This is a genomic window from Micromonospora sp. USAFONa4 (assembly GCF_057197825.1).
In genome coordinates this window covers 1,930,987-1,957,816 of record NZ_CM170072.1, presented here as the reverse complement: position 1 = coordinate 1,957,816, position 26,830 = coordinate 1,930,987, and the positions used below count along the sequence as shown (strand labels likewise).

At 75.0% G+C, this 26,830-nt stretch carries 10 protein-coding genes; 7 read left to right on the top strand and 3 right to left on the bottom strand.

What is annotated here, in order from left to right; all coding sequences use genetic code 11:
• Positions 1 to 732: 732 nt before the first annotated feature.
• Positions 733 to 13,704, bottom strand: a complete 12,972-nt coding sequence (locus tag AC0OO9_RS08060) for an SDR family NAD(P)-dependent oxidoreductase (protein ID WP_484516673.1) — start codon at positions 13,702 to 13,704, stop codon at positions 733 to 735.
• 546 nt (positions 13,705 to 14,250) lie between these two features.
• On the opposite strand from AC0OO9_RS08060, the gene AC0OO9_RS08055 reads away from it, so the two are divergent.
• The 7 genes from AC0OO9_RS08055 (at position 14,251) to AC0OO9_RS08025 (ending at position 24,133) form a co-directional block, all read left to right on the top strand.
• Positions 14,251 to 14,433: a hypothetical protein gene (locus tag AC0OO9_RS08055; RefSeq protein WP_484516672.1), complete on the top strand. Its 183-nt coding sequence runs from the start codon at positions 14,251 to 14,253 to the stop codon at positions 14,431 to 14,433.
• A gap of 37 nt (positions 14,434 to 14,470) precedes the next feature.
• Entirely contained in the window at positions 14,471 to 16,039 is a 1,569-nt protein-coding gene (locus tag AC0OO9_RS08050; protein WP_393172057.1) for a fatty acid--CoA ligase, read from the top strand.
• A 448-nt stretch (positions 16,040 to 16,487) separates the two neighbouring features.
• The gene (locus AC0OO9_RS08045; RefSeq protein ID WP_484516670.1) at positions 16,488 to 19,613 is read left to right on the top strand and encodes a non-ribosomal peptide synthetase; all 3,126 of its coding nucleotides are present in this window, start codon (positions 16,488 to 16,490) and stop codon (positions 19,611 to 19,613) included.
• Positions 19,614 to 19,657: 44 nt separating this feature from the next.
• A complete protein-coding gene (locus tag AC0OO9_RS08040) occupies positions 19,658 to 20,641 on the top strand; it encodes an aldo/keto reductase (RefSeq protein ID WP_484516668.1) in 984 nt (327 codons plus the stop codon).
• 58 nt (positions 20,642 to 20,699) lie between these two features.
• Positions 20,700 to 21,437, top strand: coding sequence for a sulfotransferase-like domain-containing protein (locus AC0OO9_RS08035; protein ID WP_484516666.1), 738 nt, complete (start codon positions 20,700 to 20,702; stop codon positions 21,435 to 21,437).
• Positions 21,434 to 22,291 carry a family 3 encapsulin nanocompartment shell protein gene (locus tag AC0OO9_RS08030; RefSeq protein WP_421453442.1) on the top strand — a complete coding sequence of 286 codons (858 nt, stop codon included), beginning with the start codon at positions 21,434 to 21,436 and terminating at the stop codon, positions 22,289 to 22,291. Before AC0OO9_RS08035 ends, AC0OO9_RS08030 begins: the two co-directional genes overlap by 4 nt.
• Positions 22,292 to 22,963: 672 nt before the next feature.
• On the top strand, positions 22,964 to 24,133 hold the full coding sequence (locus AC0OO9_RS08025; RefSeq protein ID WP_484516664.1) for an MFS transporter: 1,170 nt from the start codon (positions 22,964 to 22,966) through the stop codon (positions 24,131 to 24,133).
• A gap of 135 nt (positions 24,134 to 24,268) precedes the next feature.
• On the opposite strand, the gene AC0OO9_RS08020 is transcribed toward AC0OO9_RS08025, so the two are convergent.
• On the bottom strand, positions 24,269 to 25,366 hold the full coding sequence (locus AC0OO9_RS08020; RefSeq protein WP_484516662.1) for an NAD(P)/FAD-dependent oxidoreductase: 1,098 nt from the start codon (positions 25,364 to 25,366) through the stop codon (positions 24,269 to 24,271).
• A gap of 159 nt (positions 25,367 to 25,525) precedes the next feature.
• The gene (locus tag AC0OO9_RS08015) at positions 25,526 to 26,749 is read right to left on the bottom strand and encodes a S8 family peptidase (RefSeq protein ID WP_484516661.1); all 1,224 of its coding nucleotides are present in this window, start codon (positions 26,747 to 26,749) and stop codon (positions 25,526 to 25,528) included.
• Positions 26,750 to 26,830: the final 81 nt, after the last annotated feature.

The following is a 26,830-nucleotide window of genomic DNA, read 5'->3' as shown; positions in this document are numbered from 1 at the left end:
ATCCGCTGACCGCAGGACATCTCGACACGGCTGCCGAGCCTTCGCGTGGAAGCGCCCGACCACCCCGCCGCTCGCGTGGGAAGCGCCCTGCCGCCGCACTTTCGCGTGGGAGCGTCCTGCCGCCGCACTTTCGCGTGGGGGCGTCCTGCCGCCCCGCCGCTCGTGTGGAAAGCGCCCTGCCGCCGCACTTCCGCGTGCGAGCGCCCCTGCCGCCGCGCCGTTGCGTGCGGCCGCCCCCGCCGCTCGCGTATGGCCGCCCCGGTGATCAGGACGCCATGGACGTTATCCAGCCGTTTTAAGGTCCATGGCGTCCTGATCACCATTGGCTGGGTCGTCGTCAACACGGCGTTCCCGGAATGCGTCAGTTATCAGCCGGACAAACCGGGCGGGGTGCCGTGGTGCGTCGTCCGCCGTGGAACGCAGCGCCAACCAGCCCGCCGCGCGGAGTGCGTTGAGCGCCGAGCCACGTCCCGCTGGAAGTGCCTGCGTTCCCGCTGGTGGTCACCCTCGTACTCGATCGGCGTGCGCCCGGGGCCGGCGGGCCTTTCCCGGTCCGGACGGGTCGTTCCCGTCCGGGTGGGCCGTCCCCCGGTCGGGCTGCTTCCGGTCCGGGCGGGTGCGGATTCGGCGGGCGTCTCGTGCGTCTCGCGAACGGACCAGCCCTCCATCCCGTAAACGGACCGCCCCCCACCCCGTCTTGCGGGGTGGGGGGCGGTCGTGGCTGGCCCGGGGTCAGGCGTTGTCGAGCTCGCTGTCCAGGATGTCGAACAGGTCGTCCGCCGTGACCGAGGCGAGGTCCGTGGCCTCGGCCGGGCTGGACTTGTCGCGCCACCTGGTCAGCAGCCGTTGCAGGGCAGCGGCGATGTCCGTCTCCGCCGTCTGCGTCGCGTCCACCAGCTCCAGCGTCGCCTCGACCCTGGCGATGCTGTCGACGAGGGTGCGCAGGTTGAGCTGCGCCTGGTTGCCGCCGAGCTCCCCGATCAGGTGCTCCACGAGCGCCGCGGGCGTGGGGTGGTCGAACGTCAGCGTCGCCGGCATCCGCAGGCCGGTGGCCTGGTTGAGCCGGTTTCGCAGCTCCACCGCCGTCAGCGAGTCGAAGCCCAGTTGCTTGAACGCCTGGTCCGCCGCGATGGTCTCCACCGAGTCGTGGGCCAGCACGGCGGCCACGTTCGTGCGTACCAGGGTCAGCAGCACCTCGCGCTGCTCCGGCTCGGCGAGGCCGGCCAGCCGGCTGGACAGCGATGCCGCGCTGCCGGCCGAGGAGGCGCGCCGGGGGCGGGTGAAGGAGCGCAGCGGTGCCGGCGCCGACGTGCTCGTGCGCAGGACAGCTACGTCCAACCTGATCGGGACCAGGCACGGCTCGTCGGTCCGGCAGGCCGCGTCGAACAGCGCGAGCCCCTCCTCGACGGTGTGCGCCCGCACGCCGGTGCGCCCGATGCGGGCGAGGTCGGCCTCGGTGAGCCCGCCGGTCATCGCGCCACCGCTGCGCCACAGGCCCCAGGCCAGCGAGGTCGCCGTGCGGCCGGACGCCCGACGGCGCGTGGCGAGCGCGTCCAGGAAGGCGTTCGCCGCCGCGTAGTTCGCCTGGCCGGCCGTGCCCAGCACCCCGGTCGCCGAGGAGAACAGCACGAACAGCTCGACGTCGCCGGCCAGCTCGTGCAGGTTCAGCGCCGCGTCGACCTTCGCCCGCAGCACCGCGTCCACCCGTTCCGGCGTGAGCGACTCGACCGTGCCGTCGTCCAGCACGCCCGCGGCGTGCACGACGCCGACCAGGCCGGGCAGGGACGCCAGGAGTTCCGCCAGCGCGGTCCGGTCGGCGGCGTCGCAGGCGGCGACCGTGATCCTGGCGCCCAGCGACTCCAGCTCGGCCGTCAGCTCCGCGGCGCCCGGCGCGGCCGGGCCACGACGGGACGTCAGCACGAGGTGCCGCGCACCGTGCGCGGTGACCAGGTGGCGGGCCAGTTCCGCGCCCAGGGCTCCGGTGCCGCCGGTGACGAGCACGGTGCCCGCCGGGTCGAACAGGCGGCGGTCCGAGCCGGTCGCGAACGTCGCGAGCCGCGGCACGGTCGGCACCCCGTCGCGGACGGCCACCTGCGGTTCCCCGGTCGCGACGGCCGCGCCGACGAGAGCCGGGTCGTCGGTGTCGACGAGGACGAAACGATCGGGATGCTCGGTCTGCGCCGAGCGGACCAGGCCCCAGACCGCCGCGCCCGCCGGGTTCGTGCCGTCGGTCGCACCCTGGGACACGAACACCAGCGGGGAGCGGTCGCCGGGCAGCCACTCCTGGACCGCCGCGAGCGCGTCGTGCACGGCGGCCCGTACCGCCTCGGCGTCCGTGCCGGTCCCGACCTGGAACACGTCGAAGGCGCCGGCGGGGGCCACGGGCGTGGGGACGGGTTGCCACTCCAACCGGTGCAGCCCGTCCGGACCGGCGGTGGAGCGCAGCTGCTCGATCGTCACCGGGCGCGCGACCAGGGACTCGACCGTGGCCACCGGCATGCCGGTGGCGTCGGCGAGCGCCAGGGCGAACGCGTCGCCGGCGGTGGGCGTGATCCGCACCCGCAGGGCCGTCGCCCCGGTGGTCAGCACCCGTACGCCGTGCCAGCTGAACGGCAGGCGCAGCGGACCGTCGGCCCCGGTGGCCAGGGAGATCGGGTGCAGGGCCGCGTCCAGCAGTGCCGGATGCAGTCCGAAGCGGCCCGCCGGCGCGTCGGCGGGGAGCGCGACCTCCGCGAGCAGTTCGTCGCCGCGCCGCCAGGCCGCCACCAGTCCCCGGAACGCGGGGCCGTAGTCGACGCCGAGGTCGGCGACGCGGTCGTACAGCTCCTCGACCGGGGCCGGCACGGCGTCGGTCGGCGGCCACTCACCGGCCCAGCCGGTCTCGGGTTCTCCGGCGGCGTCGAGCAGGCCGCTCGCGTGCTGCGTCCACGGCTCGCCGTCGGCCGCGTCCTCGCGCCGGGAGTGCACCCGCAGCGGCCGGCGTCCGGCCTCGTCGGGTTCCCCGACCTCCACCTGCACCCGTACCGCGCCGTCGGCCGGCAGCACCAGCGGCGCGTGCAGGGTCAGCTCCTCGATGCGGTCGAGTTCGACGTGCTCGGCGGCCCGCCGCGCGAGTTCGACGAACGCGGCACCCGGCAGCAGGACCGTGCCCAGGACGGCGTGGTCGGCGAGCCAGGGCTGTTCGCGCAGGGAGAGCCGGCCGGTGAGCACGCTCCGCTGGGAGTCGGCGAGCGCCAGCACCGCGCCGAGCAGCGGATGGTCCGCAGCCCCGAGCCCGAGCCCGGCCGCGTCCGCCGGCCCCTCGTCGGGGACCAGCCAGTACCGCTGGTGCTGGAACGGGTACGTCGGCAGCTCCACCTCGCGGGCGCCCGCCCGGTACGCGCCGGCGTCGGGTCCGGCCCCCGCGGTGAAGAGTCGCCCGACGGCCCTGCCGAGGGTCGCGGTCTCGGGTTGTCCCCGGCGGGTGGTGGCGATGGTGGTGGCGTCGCCGGTGGCGGCGGCCGTGGCGAGGACGGTGTCGGGGCCGATCTCGAGGAAGGTGCCGACGTGGTGCGTGCCGGCGAGAGCCTCGACGGCCTCGTGGAAGCGGACGGTGTGACGCAGTTGGGTGACCCAGTGGTCGGGAGTGGAACGCAGCGGTCGGCCGTCGACGGTGGAGATGACGGGAACGGTGGGCTCCCGGTGGGTGATGGAGTCGGCGACGGCGCGGTACTCGTCGAGGACGGGGTCCATCAGGTGGGAGTGGAAGGCGTGGGAGACGGTGAGGCGCTTCGTCCGGTGGCCCTGTGCGGCGAGTGCCTCGGCGGCCGCGAGGGTGGCGGCCTCGTCGCCGGAGAGGACGAGGTCGGTGCCGGTGTTGACGGCGGCGACGCCGACGGAGTCGGAGAGGTACGGGGTGACCTGTTCCTCGGTGGCCTGCACGGCGACCATGGCGCCCCCGGTGGGGAGGGCCTGCATGAGCGTGGCGCGGGCGGCGACGAGCCTCGCGGCGTCGGCGAGGTCCCAGACGCCGGCGACGTGGGCGGCGGCGAGTTCGCCGATGGAGTGCCCGGCGAGGTGGTCGGGGCGGATGCCCCAGGATTCGAGGAGCCGGTAGAGGGCGACCTCGAAGGCGAACAGGGCGGGTTGGGTGTAGCCGGTCTGGTGCACCTCGTCGGTGTCGATGACCTTGCGCAGCGGTTGGTCGAGGTGCGCGTCGAGGGCGGCGCAGACCTCGTCGAAGGCGGCGGCGAAGACGGGGTACGCGGCGGCGAGTTCGGCGCCCATGCCCAGCCGCTGCGCGCCCTGCCCGGTGAACAGGAACGCCAACCTGCCGGCCCCGGGGGTGCCGGTGACCAGGTTGGCGGCCTCCTGGCCGGCGGCCAGCGCGGCGAGGCCGTCGAGGAGTTCCCGCCGGTCGGTGCCGACGACGGCGGCCCGCTGGGAGAACCGGACCCGGGCGGCCAGGGAGCGCGCGACGTCGGCGTCCGGCAGTTCGGGGCGGGCCGCGAGGTGGTCGTGCAGGCGGCGGGCCTGCTCCCGCAGGGCCTGCTCCGAGCGGGCGGACAGCAGCCACGGCAGGGCCTGCGGCGGCGTGCCGGTGTCGGCGCTGTCGGCCTCGGCGGGGGGCTCCTCGATGATCACGTGCGCGTTCGTGCCGCTGACGCCGAACGAGGACACCCCGGCGCGGCGCGGGTGGCCGTTGCGCTGCCACTCGGCCGGCTCGGTCAGCAGCGCGACCGAGCCCGCCGACCAGTCGACCTTCGGCGACGGCTCGTCGACGTGCAGGGTGCGCGGCAGCAGCCCGTGCCGCAGGGCGAGGACCATCTTGATGACCCCGCCGACGCCGGCGGCGGCCTGGGCGTGGCCGATGTTGGACTTGAGCGAGCCCAACCAGAGCGGGCGCTCGCGGTCCTGGCCGTAGGTGGCGAGGATCGCCTGGGCCTCGATGGGGTCGCCCAGGGACGTGCCGGTGCCGTGCGCCTCGATGGCGTCCACCTGGTCGGCCGACAGCCCGGCGTTGGCCAGCGCCGACCGGATGACCCGCTGCTGCGAGGGCCCGTTGGGGGCGGTGAGGCCGTTGGAGGCGCCGTCCTGGTTGACGGCCGAGCCGCGTACGAGGGCGAGGACGCGGTGGCCGTTGCGGCGGGCGTCGGAGAGCCGCTCGACCACCAGTACGCCGACGCCCTCCGCCCAGCCCGTGCCGTCCGCGGCGGCGGCGAACGACTTGCACCGGCCGTCGCGGGCGAGGCCCCGCTGCTTGGAGAACTCGACGTACAGGCTGGGCGTGGACATGACTGTCACGCCGCCGGTCAGCGCGAGGGAGCACTCGCCGGAGCGCAGCGCCTGCACGGCGAGGTGCAGGGCGACCAGCGACGACGAGCAGGCGGTGTCGACGGTGACCGCCGGCCCCTCCAGCCCGAACGTGTACGCCACCCGGCCCGAGGCGACGCTGCCCGCGGTTCCGGTGCCCAGGAACCCTTCGACACCGTCGGGTACGGCGCTCGCCCCGGCGGCGTAGTCGTGCGTCATGAGGCCGGTGAACACGCCGGTGGGTGAGCCGCGCAGCGCGTCCGGCCGGAGGCCGGCGTTCTCCAGCGCCGCCGAGCAGGTCTCCAGGAAGATCCGCTGCTGCGGGTCCATCGCCAGCGCCTCGCGGGGGCTGATGCCGAAGAACTCCGCGTCGAACCCGGCCGCGTCGAGCAGGAATCCGCCGCGGTCGACGTAGCTGGTGCCGGGGGTGTCCGGGTCGGGGTCGAACAGCGTGTCCAGCGACCAGCCGCGGTCGGTCGGGAAGCCGCTGATGCCCTCCCGTCCGTCGAGCAGCAGCTGCCACAGCTCGTCGGGTGAGCTGACACCGCCGGGGTAGCGGCAGGCCATGCCGACGATCGCGATGGGCTCGTCGGTGGGGCGGGCGGCGACCGCCGCCACGACGGGGCGCGGTTCGTCCTCCCGGTCGCCCAGCTCGCCCCGCAGGTACTCGACGAGGGCCTCCGGGGTGGGGTAGTCGAAGGTCAGCGTCGCGGGCAGGCGCAGCCCCGTCGCGGTGTTGAGCCGGTTGCGCAGCTCGACGGCCATCAGCGAGTCGAAGCCGAGCTGACGGAACGGTTCGGCCACGGAGACGGCGTCCGCGTCCGGCTGGGCGAGCACGGTCGCGACCTGCGTACGCACGATGTCGAGCAGCAGCCCGCGCTGCTCCTCCTCGCTGCGCCCGGCCAGCTCGCGGGCCAGCGCGGTGGCGCCCGGCCGGGTCGCGGCCTGCCGCCGGCGCGGCACCCTGGCCAGGCCGTGCAGCGGCGGCGCGGCGTTCGTGGCGGCGCGTACCGCGGCGACGTCGATGGTGACGGGCACCAGGTGCGCCAGGTCGGAGCGGCACGCGGCGTCGAACAGCGCGAGCCCTTCCTCGACGCTGTGCGGGAGGAGACCGCCGCGCGCGATGCGGGCCAGGTCGGTCTCGCCGAGCTGGCTGGTCATCGCGCTCTGCTCGGCCCACAGGCCCCAGGACAGCGAGGTGGCGGCCCGACCCTCGGCCCGGCGCTGTGCGGCCAGGGCGTCGAGGAACGCGTTCGCCGCCGCGTAGTTCGCCTGCCCCGCGGTGCCGATGACGCTCGCGACGGAGGAGTAGAGCACGAACAGGTCGACGTCGCCGGCCAGCTCGTGCAGGTTGAGCGCGGCGTCGAGCTTGGGTCGCAGGACGGCGTCGAGGCGCTCGGGCGTGAGCGACTCCAGGATGCCGTCGTCGAGCACGCCCGCGGTGTGCACCACGCCCACCAGCGGCCGGGCGAGCCCGTCGAGCAGCTCGGCCAGCGCCTCGCGGTCGGCGGTGTCGCACGCGACGACGTCGACAGTGGTGGCGCCGAGGGCGGTCAGCTCCTCGGCCAACGCGGCGGCGCCCGGCGCGTCCAGGCCCCGGCGGGAGGCGAGGACCAGGTGTTCCGCGCCGTGCCGGGTGACCAGGTGGCGGGCGAGCGCGGCGCCGAGCGTGCCGGTGCCACCGGTGATCAGGACGGCCCCCGTCGGGTCGAACAGCGCGCCGTCCGGGGTGGCGGCGGTGTGCCGGGCGAGCCGTGGCACGGTCAGCGCCCCGTCGCGGACGGCGAGCTGCGGCTCCCCGGTGGCGAGGGCTGCGGCGAGGACGCGCTCCGACTTGTCGGTGCCGTCGGTCTCGACGAGGACGAAGCGGTCCGGGTGCTCGGTCTGGGCGGAGCGGACCATGCCCCAGGCCGCCGCGCCCGCGAGGTCGCCGCCGCGGGTGACCACGGCCAGCCGCGCGGTGCCGGCCGCGGCCCGCTGAAGCGTCGCCAGCGTGTCGTGGAGGGACTGTCGTACGGCGTCGGCGGTGTCGCCCGCCTCGACCCGGAACACCTCGACGTCGGGCGTGCCGGTGCCGGTCGGGGCGGCCACGGGCACCCAGTCCGTGCGGTACAGCGCGGCGGTGGGGCCGCTCGCGCCGGCCAGGCCGTCCGTCGTGACCGGCCGGACCGCGACCGCGTCGGCGCTCAGCACCGGGTTGCCGTCGTCGTCGGTGGTGCTCACCCGCAGGGTGTTCTCGCCGGCCGGGGTCAGCCGGACCCGCAGTGCCGAGGCCCCCCGGCGGTGCAGCCGCACCCCCCGCCAGGAGAAGGGCAGCCAGGCCCGGCCGGCCGGGTTCCCGCCGCCGTCGAGGTGCAGCACGAGCGGGTGCATGGCGGCGTCGAGCAGCGCCGGGTGTACGCCGTAGCGCACGGCGGCCGGCTCGTCCTCGGTGCGCAGGGTGGCCCGGGCGAACAGCTCGTCGCCGCGCCGCCACACCTCCTGGACGCCCTGGAAGGCGGGCCCGTAGCAGAATCCGCGCGCCAGCAGCCAGCCGTAGAAGTCGCCGACCTCGACGGGCTCCGCGCCGGGTGGCGGCCACTCCTCCAACACCGGGGCCGGCGCGGGTGCGTCGGCCAGCGTGCCCGAGGCGTGACACGTCCACTCCGCGCCCGGCGGCTGCCCGGCCGGCTGGGAGTACACGCCGAACTCGCGGCGGCCCTGCTCGTCGGGTCGGCCGACCCACACCTGGAGGTTGACCCGCTGCTCCTCGGTCAGCGTCAGCGGGGCCTGGAGGGTGAGTTCCTCGATCGTGCCGCTGCCGGTGTGCTCGGCGGCGTGCGCGGCCAGTTCGAGGAACGCGGTGCCGGGCAGCAGGACGGTGTCGAGGACGGCGTGGTCGACCAGCCAGGGCTGCTCGCGCAGGGAGAGCCGCCCGGTGAGCACGAGCCGGTCGGTGTCGACGACGCCCAGCACCGCGCCGAGCAGCGGGTGGCGCGCCGCGGTGAGGCCGGCCGTGCCCACGTCGCCCCCGGCGGTGGGCCGCAGCCAGTACGACCTCCGCTGGAACGGGTACGTCGGCAGCGGCACCTCGCGGGCGCCGGGAAAGTAGGCGTCGGCGTCGGGGCTGGTTCCGACGGTGAAGAGGTGGCCGACGGCCCGGGCGAGGCTGTGCGTCTCGGGCTGCCCCCGGCGCATGGTGGCGATGCCGGTGGCGTCGCCGGTGGTGGTGGCGAGGACGGTGTCGGGGCCGATCTCGAGGAAGGTCTCGACGCGGCCGTCGGCGGTGAGGGCAGCGACGGCGTCGTGGAAGCGTACGGCCCGGCGGACCTGGGTGACCCAGTGCTCGGGCGTGGAGCGCAGCGGCTGCCCGTCGACCGTGGAGATCAGCCCGATGCGGGGTTCGTGATGGGTGATGGACGCGGCGACGGCCCGGTAGTCGTCGAGCATCGGGTCCATCAGGTGGGAGTGGGCGCCCAGCGGGATCGGCAGCCGCTTCGTCTTGTGACCGAGCGCGGCGAGCTGCTCGGCGGCGGCGAGGGTGGCGGCCTCGTCGCCGGAGATGACCAGGTCGGTGGGGGTGTTGATGGCGGCGATGCCGACCTGCTCGCTCAGGTACGGGGTGACCTGCTCCTCGGTGGCCTGCACGGCGACCATCACGCCGCCCAGCGGCAGGGCCGCCATGAGGGTGGCGCGGGCCGCGACGAGCTTCGCGGCGTCGGCGAGCGACCAGACGCCGGCCACGTACGCGGCGGAGAGCTCGCCGAGGGAGTGCCCCGCCACGAAGTCGGGGCGGATGCCCCACGACTCGACGAGCCGGTGGAGGGCGACCTCGAAGGCGAACAGGGCCGGCTGCGTGTACGCGAACCGGTGCAGGTCGTCGCTGCGGATGATCTCGCGTACCGGCTTGTCCAGGTGCCGGTCCAGCTCGGCGCAGGCCTCGTCGAACGCGTTCGCGAAGACGGGGTACGCGGCGGCGAGTTCGGTGCCCATGCCGAGGTACTGGGCGCCCGTACCGGTGAACAGGAACGCCAGCCCGCCGGGGCGGGCGGTGCCGGTGAGCACGTCGGCGGTGCCCTGACCGGCGGCGAGGGTGGCGAGGCCGTCGAGCAGGTCCTGCCGGGTGGCGCCGGTGACCGCAGCCCGGTGGCCGAAGGCGACCCGGGTGGTGACGAGGGACCGGCCGACGTCGGCGACCGACAGCTCGGGCCGGTCGGCGAGGTGGTCGTGCAGCCGGCGGGCCTGCTCCCGTACCGCCTGCTCGGAGCGCGCCGACAGCAGCAACGGCAGCACCGGCGGCGCGGCCGGGGCGTCGGCGGGCGGGGCGTCGGCGGCGGGCGGCTCCTCGATGATCACGTGCGCGTTCGTGCCGCTCATCCCGAACGACGAGACGGCGGCCCGGCGCGGCCGGTCGCCGGCGGGCCACGCGACCGGCTCGGTCAGCAGCGACACCGCCCCGGTCGACCAGTCCACCTTGCGGCTCGGCTCCGAGACGTGCAGGGTGCGCGGCAGCAGCCCGTTGCGCAGGGCGAGGACCATCTTGATCACGCCGCCGACGCCGGCGGCGGCCTGCGTGTGGCCGATGTTGGACTTCAGCGAGCCGAGCCGGAGCGGCTGTTCGCGGCCCTGGCCGTAGGTGGCGAGGATCGCCTGGGCCTCGATGGGGTCGCCCAGCGACGTGCCGGTGCCGTGCGCCTCCAGCGCGTCCACCTCGCCGGGTGCGAGGCCCGCGTTGGCGAGCGCGGCGCGGATGACCCGCTGCTGCGAGGGCCCGTTGGGGGCGGTGAGGCCGTTGGAGGCGCCGTCCTGGTTGACGGCCGAGCCGCGGACGACCGCCAGCACGCGGTGGCCGTTGCGGCGGGCGTCGGAGAGCCGCTCGACGACCAGCACGCCGACGCCCTCGCCCCAGCCGGTGCCGTCGGCGTCGTCGGAGAACGCCTTGCACCGCCCGTCGGGGGAGAGGCCGTTCTGCCGGGAGAACTCGGTGAAGGTCTCCGTGCCGGCCATCACGGTCACGCCGCCCGCCAGGGCCATGGAGCACTCGCCGGAGCGCAGCGCGCGTACGGCCAGGTGCAGGGCGACCAGCGACGCCGAGCAGGCGGTGTCGACGGTCATCGCCTGGCCCTCCAGGCCCAGGGCGTACGCGACCCGGCCGGACGCCACGCTGCTCGCGGTGCCGGTGATGAGGTGGCCGTCGACCCCGTCCTCCTCGCTGTGCCCGAGCCGGCCGTAGTTCTGCACGTGCAGGCCCGTGAAGACGGCGGTGTCGCTGCCGCGCATCGAGGTCGGCGGGATGCCGGCGTGCTCCAGCGCCTCCCACGCGGTCTCCAGGAACACCCGCTGCTGCGGGTCCATCGCCAGCGCCTCGCGGGGGCTGATGCCGAAGAACTCCGCGTCGAACTCGTCCGCGTCGTGCAGGAAGCCGCCGGCGGTCGCGTTGCAGGTGCCCGGCCCGTCGCCCGCGAACAGCGCCGCGAGGTCCCAGCCGCGGTTGGTGGGGAACTCGCCGATGACGTCGGTGCCGTTCTCGACCACCCGCCACAGGTCGTCCGGGGAGGTGATGCCGCCCGGGTAGCGGCAGGCCATGCCGACGATCGCGATCGGCTCGCTCTCGTCGTACGACCCGACCGTGGCCGGCGCCGCCTCGACCGTGCCCAGCCCCAGGGCGTCGAGCAGGTGGCCGGCGAGGATGTCCGGCGTCGGGTAGTCGAAGACCAGGCTCGCCGGCAGGCTGAGGCCGGTCGCGGCGCAGAGCCGGTTGCGCAGCTGCACGGCGATGAGCGAGTCGTAGCCGAGCTGGCGGAACGGCGTCTCGCCGTCGATCGTGGCGGGCGCCTGGTCGCCCAGGACCTCGCCGGTCGCGGCCCGTACGAGTTCGCGCAGCAGGCCGAGCCGCTCGTCCGTCGGGGTCGCCAGCAGCCGTTCGGCCAGGGCGTTGCCGGCGCCGTCGGTGCCGGCGTCGGCGGCCGGCACGGGGCGCGCGGCGACGACGCAGGGCTCGCCCGTGGCCAGCGCGGCGTCGAGGAGGGCGCTTCGTCGTGCCGCGGGGGGCCGGGCGAAGCCCGGCGCGCTCCACGCCACGGAGACGCCGGGCAGGCCGAGCGCGCGCCGGTGCCGCACCAGCGCGTCGGCGGCGACGGTGGCGGCGACGTCGCGGCCGTCGGTGAGCAGCACGAGGTCGGCCGGGGCGCGCCCGAGCGGCGCGGTGTGCAGCGCCAGCGTCTCGGTGACCGTGAGGTCCACCGCCGCGACGGTGGTGACCGGCCGGTCGCCGAGCACGGCCGCCAGCGTCTCCGGGTCGAACGGCACGTCCGGGTGCACGCAGACCTCGGCGCCGAACGCCGCCAGCTCCGCCGGGGCGCCCGCCGGCACGTCGTCCGGCCCCACCAGGACCAGTTCGCGTACGTCGTGGGCCGCCACGAGGTGGCGGGTGAGCGCCGCGTCGTACGACCGGGCGACGAGCACGAGCGTGCCCCGCAGCGGTGCACCGCCGGGCAGGGCGGGGACGTCCGCGTACCGGGGCACGAGCAGTTCGCCCTCGCGTACGGCCAGCACGTCCTCGCCGGAGGCCACGGCCGCGCGCAGCTCCTCGGCACCGACCCGGTCGGCGTCGACGAGCACGAGCCGGCCGGGGCGGCGGAGCTGGTGGGCGCGTGCGAGCGCCCAGGCGGCGGCCTGCCCGGGGGCCGCCGCGTCGTCGCCGTGCAGGCCGCCCCGGGTCAGTACGACCAGGCGCGAGTCCGCCGGGTGGTCCTCGTCGAGCACCCGCGCCAGCAGCTCGGACAGCGCGGTGTGGTCGGGGTAGCTGTCGACGGTGAGGTCGGCGTCGGTGAGTTCGGCGGTCAGCTCGGGCGGGCCCACGACCGTCCAGGCGAGCCGACCGGGGTCCGACCCGGAGGCGGGCTCCGGTGCCGGCTCCCAGCGCAGCGCGTGTAGCCGGTCGGGCAGCGACGCGGCCACGCCGATCAGGCGGGCGGGCAGCTCGGGGAGCCGGTGCCGGGCGGGGCTGCCGAGGGTGGTGCGGGGGATCTCCCGCACCAGGTACGTCTCGACCGGCACGGCCGCGGCGGGCAGTTCCGCGCGGCACCGCGCCAGCAGGCCGGCGGCGTCCACGTCGGACCCGACGACGAACGCGACCGGACCGTCGGGCCCGGCGGAGGCTGCCGCGTCGGCCACCCCCGCCACGCCGCGCAGCACCGCGTCGATCCGGTCCAGCCGGACCCGCTCGCCGCCGACCTCGACCGCGTCGGCCAGCCGGCCGGTGACCGTGAGGTGCCCGGAGTCGTCGCGGCGGGCCAGGTCGCCGGTGCGGTACCAGCCGCCGCGCAGCGCCTCGGCCGTCTCGGCGGCGAGCTCGTGGTAGCCGCCGGCCATCACGTTCGGGCCGCTGACCCAGACCTCACCCTCCTGCCCGGGGCCCAGGTCGGCGCCCGATGCGGGGTCGACCACCCGCACGCTGAGGCCCGGCAGGGGCAGGCAGCGTCGTTCCGCGTCGCCGCTCGGCCAGCTCACCGCGATCAGGCCGGACGTCTCGGTGGTCACGTAGCCGGTGAGCAGCGGCGCGGCGAACGCGGCCTCGAAGGACCCGCGCAGCGCCGGGTCCACGGGGCCGACGGCCAGCGCGATCCGTACCCCCTGCGGGTCGGGGCCCGGGGCGTCCAGCAGGGCGCGGTGCGTCGCGCCGGCGCCCACCAGGACGGTGCTGCCCTGCGTGACGAGCGCGGCCCGCAGCTCGTCGGGGGAGAGGCCGCCGGCGAGGCGTACCGACGCCCCCGCCGCGGTGGCGGCGAGGAGCTGCCCGAAGCAGGCGTGCACGGGCAGCATCCACAGCACCCGGTCGTCCGCTGTCCACCCGAGCCCGGCCACGTAACTTGCCGCGGCGGCGGGCCACAGCGCGTTGCGCTGCGTGGACAGCACGCCCTTGCGGCGGCCGGTCGTTCCCGCCGTCCAGGTGAGGAACGCCAGGTCGTCGAGGCCGGCGTCGTCCTGGGGCGGCGACGCCGGGTCGGTGGTCGCCAGTTCCTCGAACGAGTGCCCGTCCCCGCCGTGCCCGCCGTCGACGACGAGGACCGACACGGACACCCGCGCCGCGTTGGCCGCGTCGGTGATGACCGCGTCGGCGCCGGCGTCCTCGACCAGCCGGGCCAGCTCGGCGTCGTCCAGGGCCGGGTCCAGCGGCACCGCGATGCCGCCGGCCCGGACGACGGCGAGGACGCCCTCCACCGCCGTGACCCCGTCGAGCAGGACGACGACGCGGTCCGCCGGCCACACGCCGAGGTCGGTGAGGTGGCCGGCGAGCCGCGCCGTCCGTACCGCCAGCTCCGCGTGGGTCACGCTCCGCCGCGAATCGGCGTACGCGACCTGGTTGCCGGACCGGTCGGCGTTGGTCCGGAGCAGTTCGGGCAGGGGCCGGAGCAGATCGGTACGCGGCATGGTTCAACAACCTCTTGTCGGATAGCAGTGGTGATGCGGACCGTGTGTGGGGATGCGCTCAAGACCGTGACCGGAAGGGACACCAGGGCGGGCACCAGCGGCGTACGCCTGACCTTCAGCGACTCCCGGGGGGCGGCGAGCTGGATGTCCGGGAAGCGGGTGCACAGCCCCCGGAGGGCGGGTCGGGGAACCGCTTCGGGGCGTCGTACGCCGCGTACGGGCCCGCGAAGTGGTCGTCGTCCATCAGCTGCCGATGCCCGTGCTCCAGGCACGTGTCCGCCATGTCGTCCTCGCTGTGATCGCTCGGAAGGAATCGCTGTCGGATGCGGTGCGCCGGGCGGGAGGGACCGCCCGCGCGCCCATGGTGCCCCCAGCCCGTCCACGCTCGGGTAACTGCCGGGACGACCGCCGTTGGTGCGGGTGACGCCCCCACTACCGGGTACGGGGCCCCGGATCGGGCCCCTGGGCGAGTTCTTCCGCTGTTACCGGGTGGTGGACACGCGCTGATTACGTTCAGTTCGCACTCGTGCGCAAGGAGGAACGGCGATGACGGCGTCGCGGGCCAGGCACAGCGCGGCCGGTGGGCTGGCGGGCGCGGAGGGCGGGTTCGTCCAGATCGTCGACCTGCCCCGGCGTCTCCCGGACGACGACGGCGGCATCGCCGGGTGCGAGGTGCGGATGGCGCCGGTCAGCCCGCCCGGCATGCGTTCCCCGGCCGACGCGGCGTGAGCCGCCCCCACCCCGTACGTCCACTGAGGAGGACTTGGTGACCGTTCAGTTGCGCACGCTCGTCGACGTGGCACGCCGGCACGCCGCCCAGCAGCCGGAAGCCGTCGCGATCATCTGCGAGGGCCGGCGCGTCGACTACGCCACCCTGCACCGCGTCAGCAACCAGGTGGCACGCGGCCTCCAGGCGGCGGGCCTGCGCCCCGGGGACCGCGTCGCCTACCTCGGCAAGGAGTCCGAGCACTTCTACGACCTGCTCTTCGGCGCCGCGAAGATCGGCGTGGTGTTCGTGCCGATCAACTGGCGGTTGGCCGCCGGCGAGGTCGAGCACATCCTGCGCGACTCCGGCGCCGCCCTGCTCTTCGTCGACGCCGACTCGACCCCGGTCGCCGAGAAGTTGGCGCCGGAGCTGCCGATGCTGCGGCAGGTGGTCGCGCTGGACGCCGACGGCGTGGCCCGCGCCGGCTTCGCGGCCTGGGTGTCGGCGCAGCCGGACGCGAACGTGCTGGCCAAGGTCACATCCGACACGCCGCTGGCGCAGATGTACACCAGCGGCACGACGGGGCTGCCGAAGGGAGTCGTCCTCGCGCACCGCAGCTTCTTCGCGGTACGCGACGGGCTCGCCTCGGAGAACCTGGACTGGCTCGACCTGCGCGAGAGCGACGTCAGCCTGCTCTGCAACGGCGGATTCCACATCGGCGGCCTGTCGTGGGCGGCGATGGGTTTCGCCGCGGGCGCCACGAACGTGCTGATGCGCGAGTTCAACACCGCGGGCGCGGTCGAGCTGATCAGATCGCTGCGCGTCACCACCATCCTCGCGGTGCCCTCGATGCTGCGACTGCTGCTCGCGGAGCCCGGCGTCACCAAGGCGGACTTCGCCTCGCTGCGGAAGATCGTCTACGGCAGCGCGCCCATCTCGACGGCGCTGCTGGCCCGCTGCATCGAGGGCTTCGGCTGCGAGTTCGCCCAGATCTACGGCCTGACCGAGACCGGCAACTCCGCCGTCTGCCTGCCCCCGGCCGACCACACCCCGGACGGCGGCAAGATGCAGTCGGCGGGGCTGCCGTACCCGGGCTTCGAGGTCAAGATCGTGGACGACAAGGGCGACCCGCTGCCGGCCGGCGAGGTCGGCGAGGTCTGGCTGCGTTCGCCGGGCGTGATGGTGGAGTACTGGAACCTGCCGGAGGCCACGGCGAAGACGCTCGTCGACGGCTGGGTCGTCACCGGGGACGCCGGCCTGCTGGACGAGGACGGCTACCTGTACATCCGCGACCGGATCAAGGACATGATCATCGTCTCGGGGGAGAACGTCTACCCGGTCGAGGTCGAGAACGTCATCAGCCGGCACCCGCTGGTCGCCGAGTCGGCGGTCGTCGGGGTGCCGGACGAGCGCTGGGGCGAGGCCGTCTACGCGTTCGTGGTGCCGGTGGAGGGGCAGCAGCTCACCGAGCGCGACCTGGCGCTGCACCTGCGCGGCCAGCTCGCCGGTTTCAAGCAGCCGCTGCACTACGAGTTCATCGACCGGGTGCCGCGCAACCCCAGCGGGAAGATCCTGCGCCGCGAGCTTCGGGAGCGGTTCTGGCAGGGGCACGACCGCCGGGTGAGCTGATCGCGATGAGGGCGGTGGTCGGCGAGCGGGACACCCGCGAACCGCTGCACGGGCGCGAACGGTCCGCGCGTCGCTGGCTACCGTCCGTCATCGCTCCTGCTCGTCGCGTGGCGGGGGCGCCGGTCCGCCCCGCCGGTGCGCCTCCGCGCGTGGCCGGCGGTCCAGCGTGGAATCTCCGCGTACGCCGGCGGGTGGGCGAAGGATTCCCTGGTGGGAGGCCTGCCCGCCGGACGGGCGGCGCGCGGGGGGCGCGGTCGCCACTTCCAAGTGACGGAAATCGATGTAGCAGAAAGTTGCATATTCCCTCCCATCGATCGGCCCTCTAGTGTCCTTGACCAGCAGCCAGGGCATCGACCGGCGCCGATAACTACCCTTGCTGCGCGTCGGGTCGGATTCGTCCCGTCCGCAGCATGACGACAGGCCTGCGGGCACGGGGACAGGAGGCGTGATGAGGGCGGGCGACACCGGATCCACGGCGGCGGTTCCCGTCTCCGACGGGCCCACCTGCCGGTGCACCGCCACCGCTGCGGCGGCCGCCGGGAAGGCGTACGACGACCGGCCCTTCCTGGCCGTGCCCGGCATGGTCGAGGAGCGCGTCGACCGGCACCCGCACCGCCGGGCGGTGTCGTTCCGGGGCCGCTCGCTGACGTACCGCGAACTCGACGACCTGGCCAACGGCGTCGCCGCCGCCCTCACCGGGCGGGGCGTCCGGCGGGGCGACGTGGTGCCCGTCCTGATCGCCGACGGGCTCGAACTGCCCGTCGTCGACCTGGCGCTGATGAAGCTCGGCGCGGCCTTCGTGCCCGTCGATCCCGGCTGGCCGGCGGACCGGCTGCACGCCGCGCTGCGGGAGGTGCGGCCCCGGCTCGCGGTGGTACGCGGCACCGGCCCGCGTCCCGACACCGGCGACGTCCCCTGCCTGCCCGTCGACCTCGACGGGATCGTCCCGACCCGCCGCCGGCCCGGCGTGCCGATCGGCCCGGCCGACCTGATCTACGGCATCTTCACCTCCGGCACCACCGGCACCCCGAAGTGCGCACTGAACCGGCACGACGGCATCGCCAACCGGCTGCGGTTCATGACGCGGCACTTCGCGGCGACCGGCGACGAGGTGGTGCTCCAGAACAGCCGGCACACCTTCGACTCGTCGGTGTGGCAGATGTTCTGGCCGCTGACCACCGGCGGCCGCACCGTGGTGCCGGTCGAGGGCGGGTTCCTCGACGTCGAGCGGACCATCCGGACCATCGCCGACGAGACCGTCACGATGACCGACTTCGTGCCGAGCGTGCTCGGCGCGCTGGTGTCGGTCCTGGACCGGGACCCGGCGGCCCGGCGTGCCGTCGCCTCGCTGCGCAACGTGATCGTCGGCGGCGAGGAGATCGACCCCTGGGCGGTGCACCGGCTGGTCGAACTGGTGCCGGGCGTGGCGGTCACCAACGGCTACGGCCCGACCGAGGCGTCGATCGGAATGATCTTCCACACCGTCGCCCGCAGCGACGGCGACGTCATCCCCATCGGCCGGCCCATCGACAACTGCCACGCCGCCGTCGTGGACGACGAGCTGCGCCCCCTGCCGCCGGGCGAGACCGGCGAGATCGTCATCGGCGGCGTGTGCCTGGGCGAGGGCTACCTCGGCGACCCGGCCCGCACCGCCGAGGTGTTCGTGCCCAACCCGCTGCCCGACATCCCGGGTGCCCGGCTCTACCGCACCGGCGACCTCGGCCGGATCGCCCCCGACGGCCGGCTGCACTTCGCCGGCCGCCGCGACCACCAGCTCAAGGTCAACGGCGTCCGGATCGAGGCGGGCGAGATCGAGACCGCCGCCACCCGGCTGGCCGGCGTACGGCTGGCGAAGGTCCTGCTGGCCCGCGAGCACCGGGGGAAGTCGCTGGCCCTCTTCCTCGCCGCCGACCCCGAGGTGACCGAGCCGCAGGTGCGGGCGCACCTGCGCGGGCTGCTGCCCCGCACCCACGTGCCCCGGCACGTCGTCGTGCGCGACGCGCTGCCGCTGACCGGCAACGGCAAGGTCGACCGGCAGGCGCTGGAGGCATGGCTGGACCGTACGCTCGCCGACCGGACCCGCCCGTCGGCCGCGCCCGCCGAGGCACGGACGCTGGCCGACCGTGTGCTCGGGGTGTTCCGGACGGTCCTCGGCCGGCCCGACCTCGACCCCGACACCGACTTCCTCAACGCCGGGGGCGACTCGCTCCAGGCCCTCGACGCGGTCACCGCCCTCGGCGCGGACCAGAGCGTGCGCGTCGGCGTGCAGGACCTGTTCACCCACCGCAGCGCCGCCCGGCTCGCCCGGGCACTCGCCGTACGGCTGCGCACGGCCGATCCCACCGAGACCGAGGACGAGCTGGTGGAGCGGGACGCGAAGATCCCGGCAGACCTGCCCGTACGCCCCGTCGGCCGGCGCCGGGCGCCGCGCACGGTCCTGGTCACCGGGGCCACCGGCTTCGTCGGCGCGCGCCTGGTACACGAGCTGCTCGCCACCACCGACGTCCGGGTGCTCTGCCTGGCCCGCGCGGCCGACGACGCCGAGGCCACCGCCCGCGTCGTGCGCGCGCTGGCAGAGCGGGGCCTGTGGCGGCCCGGCCACGGCCCGCGCCTGCACGCGTACGCGGCCGACCTCGGCAGCCCGGCCCTCGGCCTGACCCCGCAGGCGTGGGACCGGCTGGCCCACGACTGCGACCTCGTGCTGCACGCCGGGGCGCTCGTCAATTTCCTGTTCGACTACCGGGCCCACCGCGCCGCGAACGTCCTCGGCACCGCCGAGCTGCTGCGGCTGTGCCTGACGGGACGGCCGAAGCCGCTGCACCACGTCTCCACCCTCGGCGTCCTCGACAGCGAGGCCGCCCGCCATCCGCAGCCGCTGCCCGAGACGTACGACCCGGCCCTCGCCGTCGCGCCGACGAGCGGCTACAGCCGGTCGAAGTGGGTGGCGGAGCGGTACCTCGACGACGCCCGGCGGCGCGGCGCGACCGTCACGGTGCTGCGCCTCGGCGAGGTGATGCCCGCGGCCGACGACGGCCACCCCAACCCCCGGGCCCTGACTCACCTGCTGCTGGCGGCCTGCCACCGGCTGGGGATGCGGCCCGACGCGCCCGTGCGCTCCGACTGGACGCCGGTGGACTGGGCCGCCCGGCGGATCGTCGCCACGGTCGTCGACCCGCGCCAGTGGGGCGGCACGCTGCACGTCCTGCACCCGGTGAGCGTCGACTTCACCGACCTGCCGCTGGGCGGCGCGGACGCCCTGCCCCGGGTGAGCTGCGCGCGGTTCCTGGCGGGGTTGCGCGAGGCGGCCGGCGAGGGCGACCGCGACGCCGCCGTGCTGCTGGCCCTCTTCCCGCCCGGCGCGGGCGCCGACGAGGAGCGGCTGCGCGCGGTCTTCGCGACGCTGCTCACCGACAACCCCCGGCTCTTCCGGCGCGACGGCTGCGCCGAGTTGGAACGCCGCCGGGGCTTCACCGACCACCGGCTCGGCCCGTCCGTCGGCGCCTACCGCGCCTGGCTGGGCGCGCACGAGGGGCGGGAGGCCGACCGGCTGCTGCTGCCGGCGGGACCAGGGTGAACGGTCGCGTGCGACGCGATTTCCGGCACGGATGAGGGAGTGGAATGCGATACCGCAGGATGGGTCGGCTCGGCTGGCAGGTCAGCGAGGTCGGGTACGGGATGTGGGGCATCGGGGGCGGACCCGGCGGCTTCACCGGCTGGGACTACGACACCGCGCCGGCCTGCCTGGACGAGGCGGTGGAACGGGGCTGCAACTTCTTCGACACCGCCTGGGTCTACGGACGGGGCGTCAGTGAGCAGCTCCTCGGCGGCCTGGTGCGCCGGCACCCGGACCGCCGGCTGTACCTGGCCACCAAGATCCCGCCGAAGAACCGCGAGTGGCCGCCCGGCCCCCAGGACACCCTGGACGACGTCTTCCCGGCCGAGCACATCCGCGAGTTCACCCACCGCAGCCTCGAGAACCTCGGCGTGGACCGGATCGACCTGCTCCAGTTCCACGTCTGGGAGGACCGGTGGGCCGCCGACGGCCGCTGGCAGGAGGCGATCGCGGACCTCAAGCGGGAGGGCGTGGTCGACGGCGTCGGGATCAGCGTCAACCGGTGGGAGCCGACGAACTGCCACGCCGCCCTCGACACCGGCCTGATCGACGTCGTGCAGGTCATCTACAACATCTTCGACCAGGCGCCGGAGGACGAGCTGTTCCCGCGCGCCCAGCGCGACGACATCGCGATCATCGCCCGCGTCCCGTTCGACGAGGGGACGCTGACCGGCACGCTGACCGCCGAGAGCACCTGGCCGGAGGAGGACTGGCGCAGCACGTACTTCGGACCGGAGAACCTGCTGCCCAGCGTGGAGCGCGCCGAGCGGCTGGCCGCCGACGTGCCGGCCGGGATGACCATGCCGGAGCTGGCGCTGCGGTTCATCCTGCACCATCCGGCGGTGAGCACGGTGATCCCCGGCATGCGCCGCGTCGAGCACGTCCGCGCCAACCTGGCCGTCAGCGACGGCGTACCGCTGGACGCCGGGCTGCTGGACACGCTGCGCGGCCACCGGTGGGACCGCAAGCCCACGTCGTGGTCGCAGTGAGCGCGCCCCGCCGCGGCGCCGCACCGGGGCGGCGGGAGACGCGCCACGGGAGGCCGGCATGCCGGTGATCGCCATGTGGGCGCACCCCCGGGCGCTCTCCACCGCGTTCCTGCGCATGATGATCGCCCGCGGCGACGTCACGGTCGTCCACGAGCCCCTGGTCACCCTCGTCGACGAGGGGCACGTCGAGCTGCCCACCGCCGACGGCGGCACCGTCACCGTGACCGACGCGGCGGAGGTCGTCGCGCACCTGACCGAGCTGGGCCGGGACCGGACCGTGTTCGTCAAGGACACGCTCGAGTACCGCTATCGGCACCTGTTCGACGACCCCGGGGCGGTCGCCGACGTCACGCACACATTCATCGTCCGGGAACCGGCCCGCACGATCAGCTCGCACTACGCGATCAAGCCGACGGTGACCTGCCCGGAGATCGGCTTCGAGCACCAGTGGGAGCTGTTCGACCTGGTCAGCCGGACCGCGCACCGGCCGCCGGTGGTGATCCGGGCCGAGGACCTGCTGCGGCACCCCGCCGAGACGGTGTCGGCCTGGTGCGAGGCCGTGGGGCTGCCGTTCCTGCCCGAGGCGCTGAACTGGGCGCCGGGGGAGCGCGCCGAGTGGCGACGTACGCGCAAGTGGCACCTCGACGTCGAACGCACCTCGGGCTTCTCGCCGGTCGAGAAGTCCTTCGAGACGACCGTCGCCAACAACGACACCCTGCGGTCGTACCACGACCACCACCAGCCCTTCTACGAGCGGCTGATCCGGCACGCCATCTCCATCGGGGAGGACTCATGACCATCACCACCGCGCCACCCGTGACCGCGCCGTCGACGCTGTCGCCCGGTGAGCTGTTCGCCCGCGCGTACGCCGACGATCCCGCCGGCGCCGAGGTGCGCTTCGACTACACCATCACGGACGCCTTCCAGCCGACCAAGGAACGCCCCCGGGTGACCGTGCGCAACCTGTTCCGCAAGCGGCCGGTCGGCATGGAGCCGGTCCGGTTCTGGTCCGAGGGCCGGCCCGACGCGGGCGAGGCCGCCGCCGTGCACGAGTCGGGCCTGCGCCGGGAGGCCGCCTTCCGGTTCGGCACCGCCTCGGCCGGGGTGCACCCGATCCGCGCCTGGGTGCGCATCCCCGAGGAGCTTGCCGACGACCCGGAGGCGCTGGCCTCCTTCATCGACTACCGGCTGCTGGTCCGCCTCGCCACGGCCGAGAACCAGGCGCTGACCATCGGCGAGGGCGGCCTGCTGCGGCACCCGGAGATCGGGCGGCTGCCGTACCGGCACGACTGGCTCAGCGGCCTGCTCGCCGCCTGCGACGAGATCGAGCAGACCGGGGCCACCCCGCACGCCATGATCGTCAACCCGCGGGACTACTACACCCACCTGCTCGGCAAGGGCTCCTTCCTGACGGACCTGACCCGCAACGGCGTCCAGATCAGCCGTACGCGGATGGTGGCGCCGGGCGAGGCGGTGGTGGGCGACTTCGCGATGGCGGCCCGCCTGCTGGACGCGGGGCGGTCCGCGATCCGCGTCGACACCCCGCCGCCCGGCACCCTGTCCACCGACGGTCCGGCCGTCTGTGCCGAGATCCACGAGGGACTGGCCGTGCACCTGCCGACCCACTTCTTCCACGTCGTACCGGCCTAGCGCCCCGTCATACAGCTCGGACTCGTGATCCGTGCTGCGTGGGACGGTGGTGGTCGCCGAGCCGGTCCGGGGCGGGAGGGTGTGTGACGCTGTCGAGCTGAGTCGTCTGTGACATCAGGCGTCGTCCGGGCCCATCGTGGCGCCAGACGGCGGTGAATCGTCTGCGACATCAGCTCGACAGCGTCCCACGTGCGGACACTCCTTCCGACGGACACCCATGACGGACCCTGGAGTTCGTCGCGGACCCGCATCGGGTCGGAATGCTGGTCCCCCCAGCGGTCACCCGACCGAACGCCGGACCAGCCGTTCGTGATCAGGACGCCATGTACCTCTTCCCGTTTCCTGGCGGTCGTCGGATGACCTCACGCGACGCGGAAGTTCGCCCCGGGGCTGCTTCGTCAGCCGGCTGCCGCCAGGGCTGGCGCGTTCGCGGACCCGGCTGAGGGGTCGTGGACCCAGGTGGTGGTGCAGCCGTCGGCGATGGTCTCCAGTCGCTGATTGGATCGTTCTGCTTCGATGCCGCTATCCTGAGCGCGAGGTGCCCGGCCGGCCTTCGGTCTGCCCGGTCGCTGGTCGATCCACTGAGGACTCGACCTGCGTCGGCAACCGCGACGCCGGACCACCTCGCCGCCCAGCAAGGCCTCACGGAGCACGGGCTAGGAGCGTCACCGCATGACCATGACCGGCGGGAAACTATCGTTCTACCGGCCCATCGTCCCGCTCTTCGCCGCGATCTTCCTGTGCCTGCTCGGCGTGGGCGCGTCCCTGGCGGTGCTGCCGTTCTACGTCCTCGACGAGTTGGGCGGCAACCGGGTACAGGTGGGGGTAGTAATCGCCGCGATCGCGGTCTCCGCCGTGATCGCCCGGCCCATCGCCGGCCGGGTCGGCGACCGGCACGGGTACCGGACGGTGATGCTGGGCGGGGCGGTGGTGTGCGCCGCCGCCGGGGCGGCCTACCTGGTGGCCGGCAACGTCGGCGTGCTGGTCGGCGTCCGGGTCCTGCACGGGATCGGTGAGGCGGCCGTCTACACCGCCGGCGCGGCCTGGCTGGTGGCGTTGGCGCCGGCCGACCGGCGGGGTCGCGTCGTCGGCCTGTACGGCATCTACATGTGGCTGGGCATCACGCTTGGCGCCCTGCTCGGCGCGGTGTTGCTGCGTACCTCCGGTTATCCGGCGGTGTGGCTGTTCGCGGTCCTGGCGGCGACCGTCGGGGCCGCGCTCGTCGCCACCCGGCCGCGGCCGCAGCAGGCGAGCCCGGCGGGCCGGGCCGGCATCCTGCCGCGCAGCGCGGTGGCGCCCGGCGTCGCGCTCTCCCTGGCCGGGTTCGGCTACGCCGCGCTGGCCGCGTTCGTGGCCCTGCACATGGCGGAGCGGGGCATCGAGAACGGCATCGTCGCGTTCAACGCGTTCGGCTTCACCTACGTGGGGGTCCGGCTCGTCGTGGGCGGGCTGCCCGACAAGCTCGGCGCCGGCCGGGTGGCCGTCGGGTCGGCCCTGGTGGAGGCGGTGGGGCTGCTCCTGGTCGCGGTCGCGCCGAACCTGCTGGTCGCGGTCCTCGGCGGGCTGGTGATCGGCGCCGGGCTCTCGCTGCTCTTCCCGGCGCTGGCCCTGTTGGTGATCAACCGTACGGACCCGGCCCACCAGGGGACGGCGCTCGGCGCGTTCACCTCGTTCTGGGACATCGGCCTGGTGGCCGGGGCACCGCTGGCCGGCCTGGTCGCCAGCATGGCCGGCTACCCGGCGGTCTTCCAGGTGATGCTGCTGGCGGCGCTGCTGTCGGCGGCCCTCTCGGCGTGGACGATGCTGCCCCGCCGCTCCCCGTTGAACCAACACTCCGGCTGACTCCCCGGCCCTCCGCTGGTCATGAGGTTGGCGGCGGAGGCGATCTCCTCGGCTGCCGCCAATCTCATGAAGCCGACGCGCGTGGCCGAGCGGCCGGGTGGTCGAGTGGTCGGGTGGTCGAGTGGTCGGGGCGGGTCAGGGGAGGCGGGACGGCGACAGCGGGGTGGGGTCGACCGGGGGTGCGGCGTCGACCGCCAGCGCGGCGAGCAGGGCGCCCGCCGCCGGCGAGGTCTGGACGCCGTAGCCGCCGAGCCCGGCCATCCAGAGGAAATCCGGCGCGTCGGGCGCCGGGCCGATCACGGGCACGTCGTCCGGGGTGGAGGTCCGCAGCCCGGCCCAGGGCTGGTGGACGCGGCGGATGTCCAGTGTGGTCGCCGCCTGCACCCGGTCGGCGCCGATCGCCACGTCGAGGTCGTCGGGGCGGGCGTCGCCCGGCGGTGCGGGAGTCATGTCGCACGGGGAGACCAGCAGGCGCCCCGACTCCGGCTTGAAGTAGAAGGTGCCGTCGACGTCGTTGACCATCGGCCAGTCCCCCGTAGGGGCGCCGGCCGGCGCGTCCACCAGGAAGGCGGTGCGCCGCAGGGGCGTCAACCCCGCCGGTCGTACGCCGGCCGCCGTCGCGACCTCGTCGGCCCAGGCGCCCGCCGCGTTGACGACGACCCGGGCGCTGAACTCGCCGGCGTCCGTGCCCACCTGCCAGCCGTCGCCGCCGCGCCGCAGCCGGCGCACCCGCGCGCCGCACACGACCCGGCCGCCGGCCGCCCGGATGCCGCGCAGGTAGCCCTGGTGCAGCGCGGCGACGTCGAGGTCCCGCACGGCCGGCTTCACCATCGCCCGCCGGCACCACTGCGGCCGCACGACGGGGCAGTGCAGGGTCAGGTCGGCGACGTCGATCTCGCGGGCCGGCGGGTCCACCTCGGCCCCGTCGCGCAGCGCCGCCTCGAAGGCGTCCTCGCTGCCCGGCGGGCAGAGGCTGAGCACGCCGCGCGGGGTGAGCAGCGGATGCTCGGCGAACCCCGGCGGCGGCGCGGTGAGGAAGCCCCGGCTGGCCCGGGTCAGCGCGCGCACCGCCGGCCCGCCGTAGTACTCGGAGAACACGGCGGCCGAGCGGCCGGTGGAGTGCTGGCCGGGGGCCTGCTCCATCTCCAGCAGCACCACGGTTCCGTACGCGGCGAGGTGGTGTCCGGCGCTGGCGCCCGCGATTCCGCCGCCGATGACCAGATAGTCGATCATCAATTGAACGGTAGTCGGCGGGCCCTGCACGGACAAGGCCCGCCGAACATCGATCTTCCCGCCGAGGCCGCAGCCCTCATCCGCGCCCCGCAGCCGGAGTTCACGGCCGCGGGGGCGCGGGTGAGCCGCGCGGCCCGCCGGTGCGACGGGCCGCGTGGGTCAGGGGCCGCAGTAGAGCAGGCGGTTCGGCGTACCGCTGACCACGCCCGTCACCACTCCGGTCGTCGCCCTGCCGACCAGATACGCGGCCACCTGCGCGGGGCTCCAGGTCGGATTGGCCGAGAGGGCGAGCGCGGCGCAGCCGGTGACGTGCGCGGCGGCCATCGAGCTGCCGCTGATGGTGTTCACCGCCGCGTCGCCGGTGTGCCAGGTGGAGGTGATGTTGGCGCCGGGGGCGAACAGGTCGATGCAGCTGCCGTGGTTGCCGCTCGGCATCCGGGCGTCGGTGCTGGTGGTGCCCGCCACCGTGAGCGCCGCCGCCACCCGCGCCGGGGAGTAGTTGCAGGCGTTGGCGTTCGAGCTGCCCGCCGTGACCGCGTAGGTCACCCCGGACGAGATCGACCGGTTCACCGCGGCGTCCAGCGCCGTGCTGGCGCCGCCGCCGAGCGCCAGGAGCGCCACCGCCGGCCGCACGGCGTTCGCGGTGACCCAGTCCACCCCGGCGATCACCTGGGAGAAGGTGCCGCTGCCGGCGCAGTTGAGCACCCGTACCGGCCGCAGCTGGATCTCCTTCGCCACCCCGTGCCGGGTGCCGCCGATGGTGCCGGCCAGGTGGGTGCCGTGGCCGTTGCAGTCGTCCGCCGGGCCGCCGTCGACGAGGTCGACGCCTCCGCCGGCCCGGACGCCGAAGTCGCCGTGCGTGCTCCGGATGCCGGTGTCGATGACGTACGCGTGCACGTTGTGCGCGGTGTTCGGGTAGGCGTACCGGCCGTCGAGCGGCAGGTTGCGCTGGTCGATGCGGTCCAGGCCCCACGACGGCGGGTTGAGCTGCACGCCCGGCCCGACGAGGGTCACCACCCGGTCCCGCTCCACGTACGCCACGGCCGGGTCGGCGGCGAGCCGCCGGGCGGCCCGCTCCGGCAGGTGCGCCACGAATCCGTTGAGCGCGTGCCCGTAGACGCGGTCGACGGTGGCCCCGTAGCGGTCGGCCAGCCGCCCGGCGGCGTCCGCGACGGTGGCCCGCCGGTCGTCGGCGCGTCCGATCGCGTCGTCCCTGAGCACGACGACGTATCCGTCGGTCACCGCGTTCGGGGCGTCGGCGTGCAGGATCTCGCCGGTGGCCGGGGCGGCCGCCGCGGGGGTGCCCATCGCGGCGACGACCGCAGCGGCGGCGAGTACGCCCACCGTGCGGGCCCGCCATCGCCGGGTACGGGGAATCGTCATCTGCCGGTCCTCCTCCTGTCGGCCCCGCGCCGGCTCGTGACCGGACGCGGAGCAGCCTGGCCGTTGAGAGGAGGCTATCGG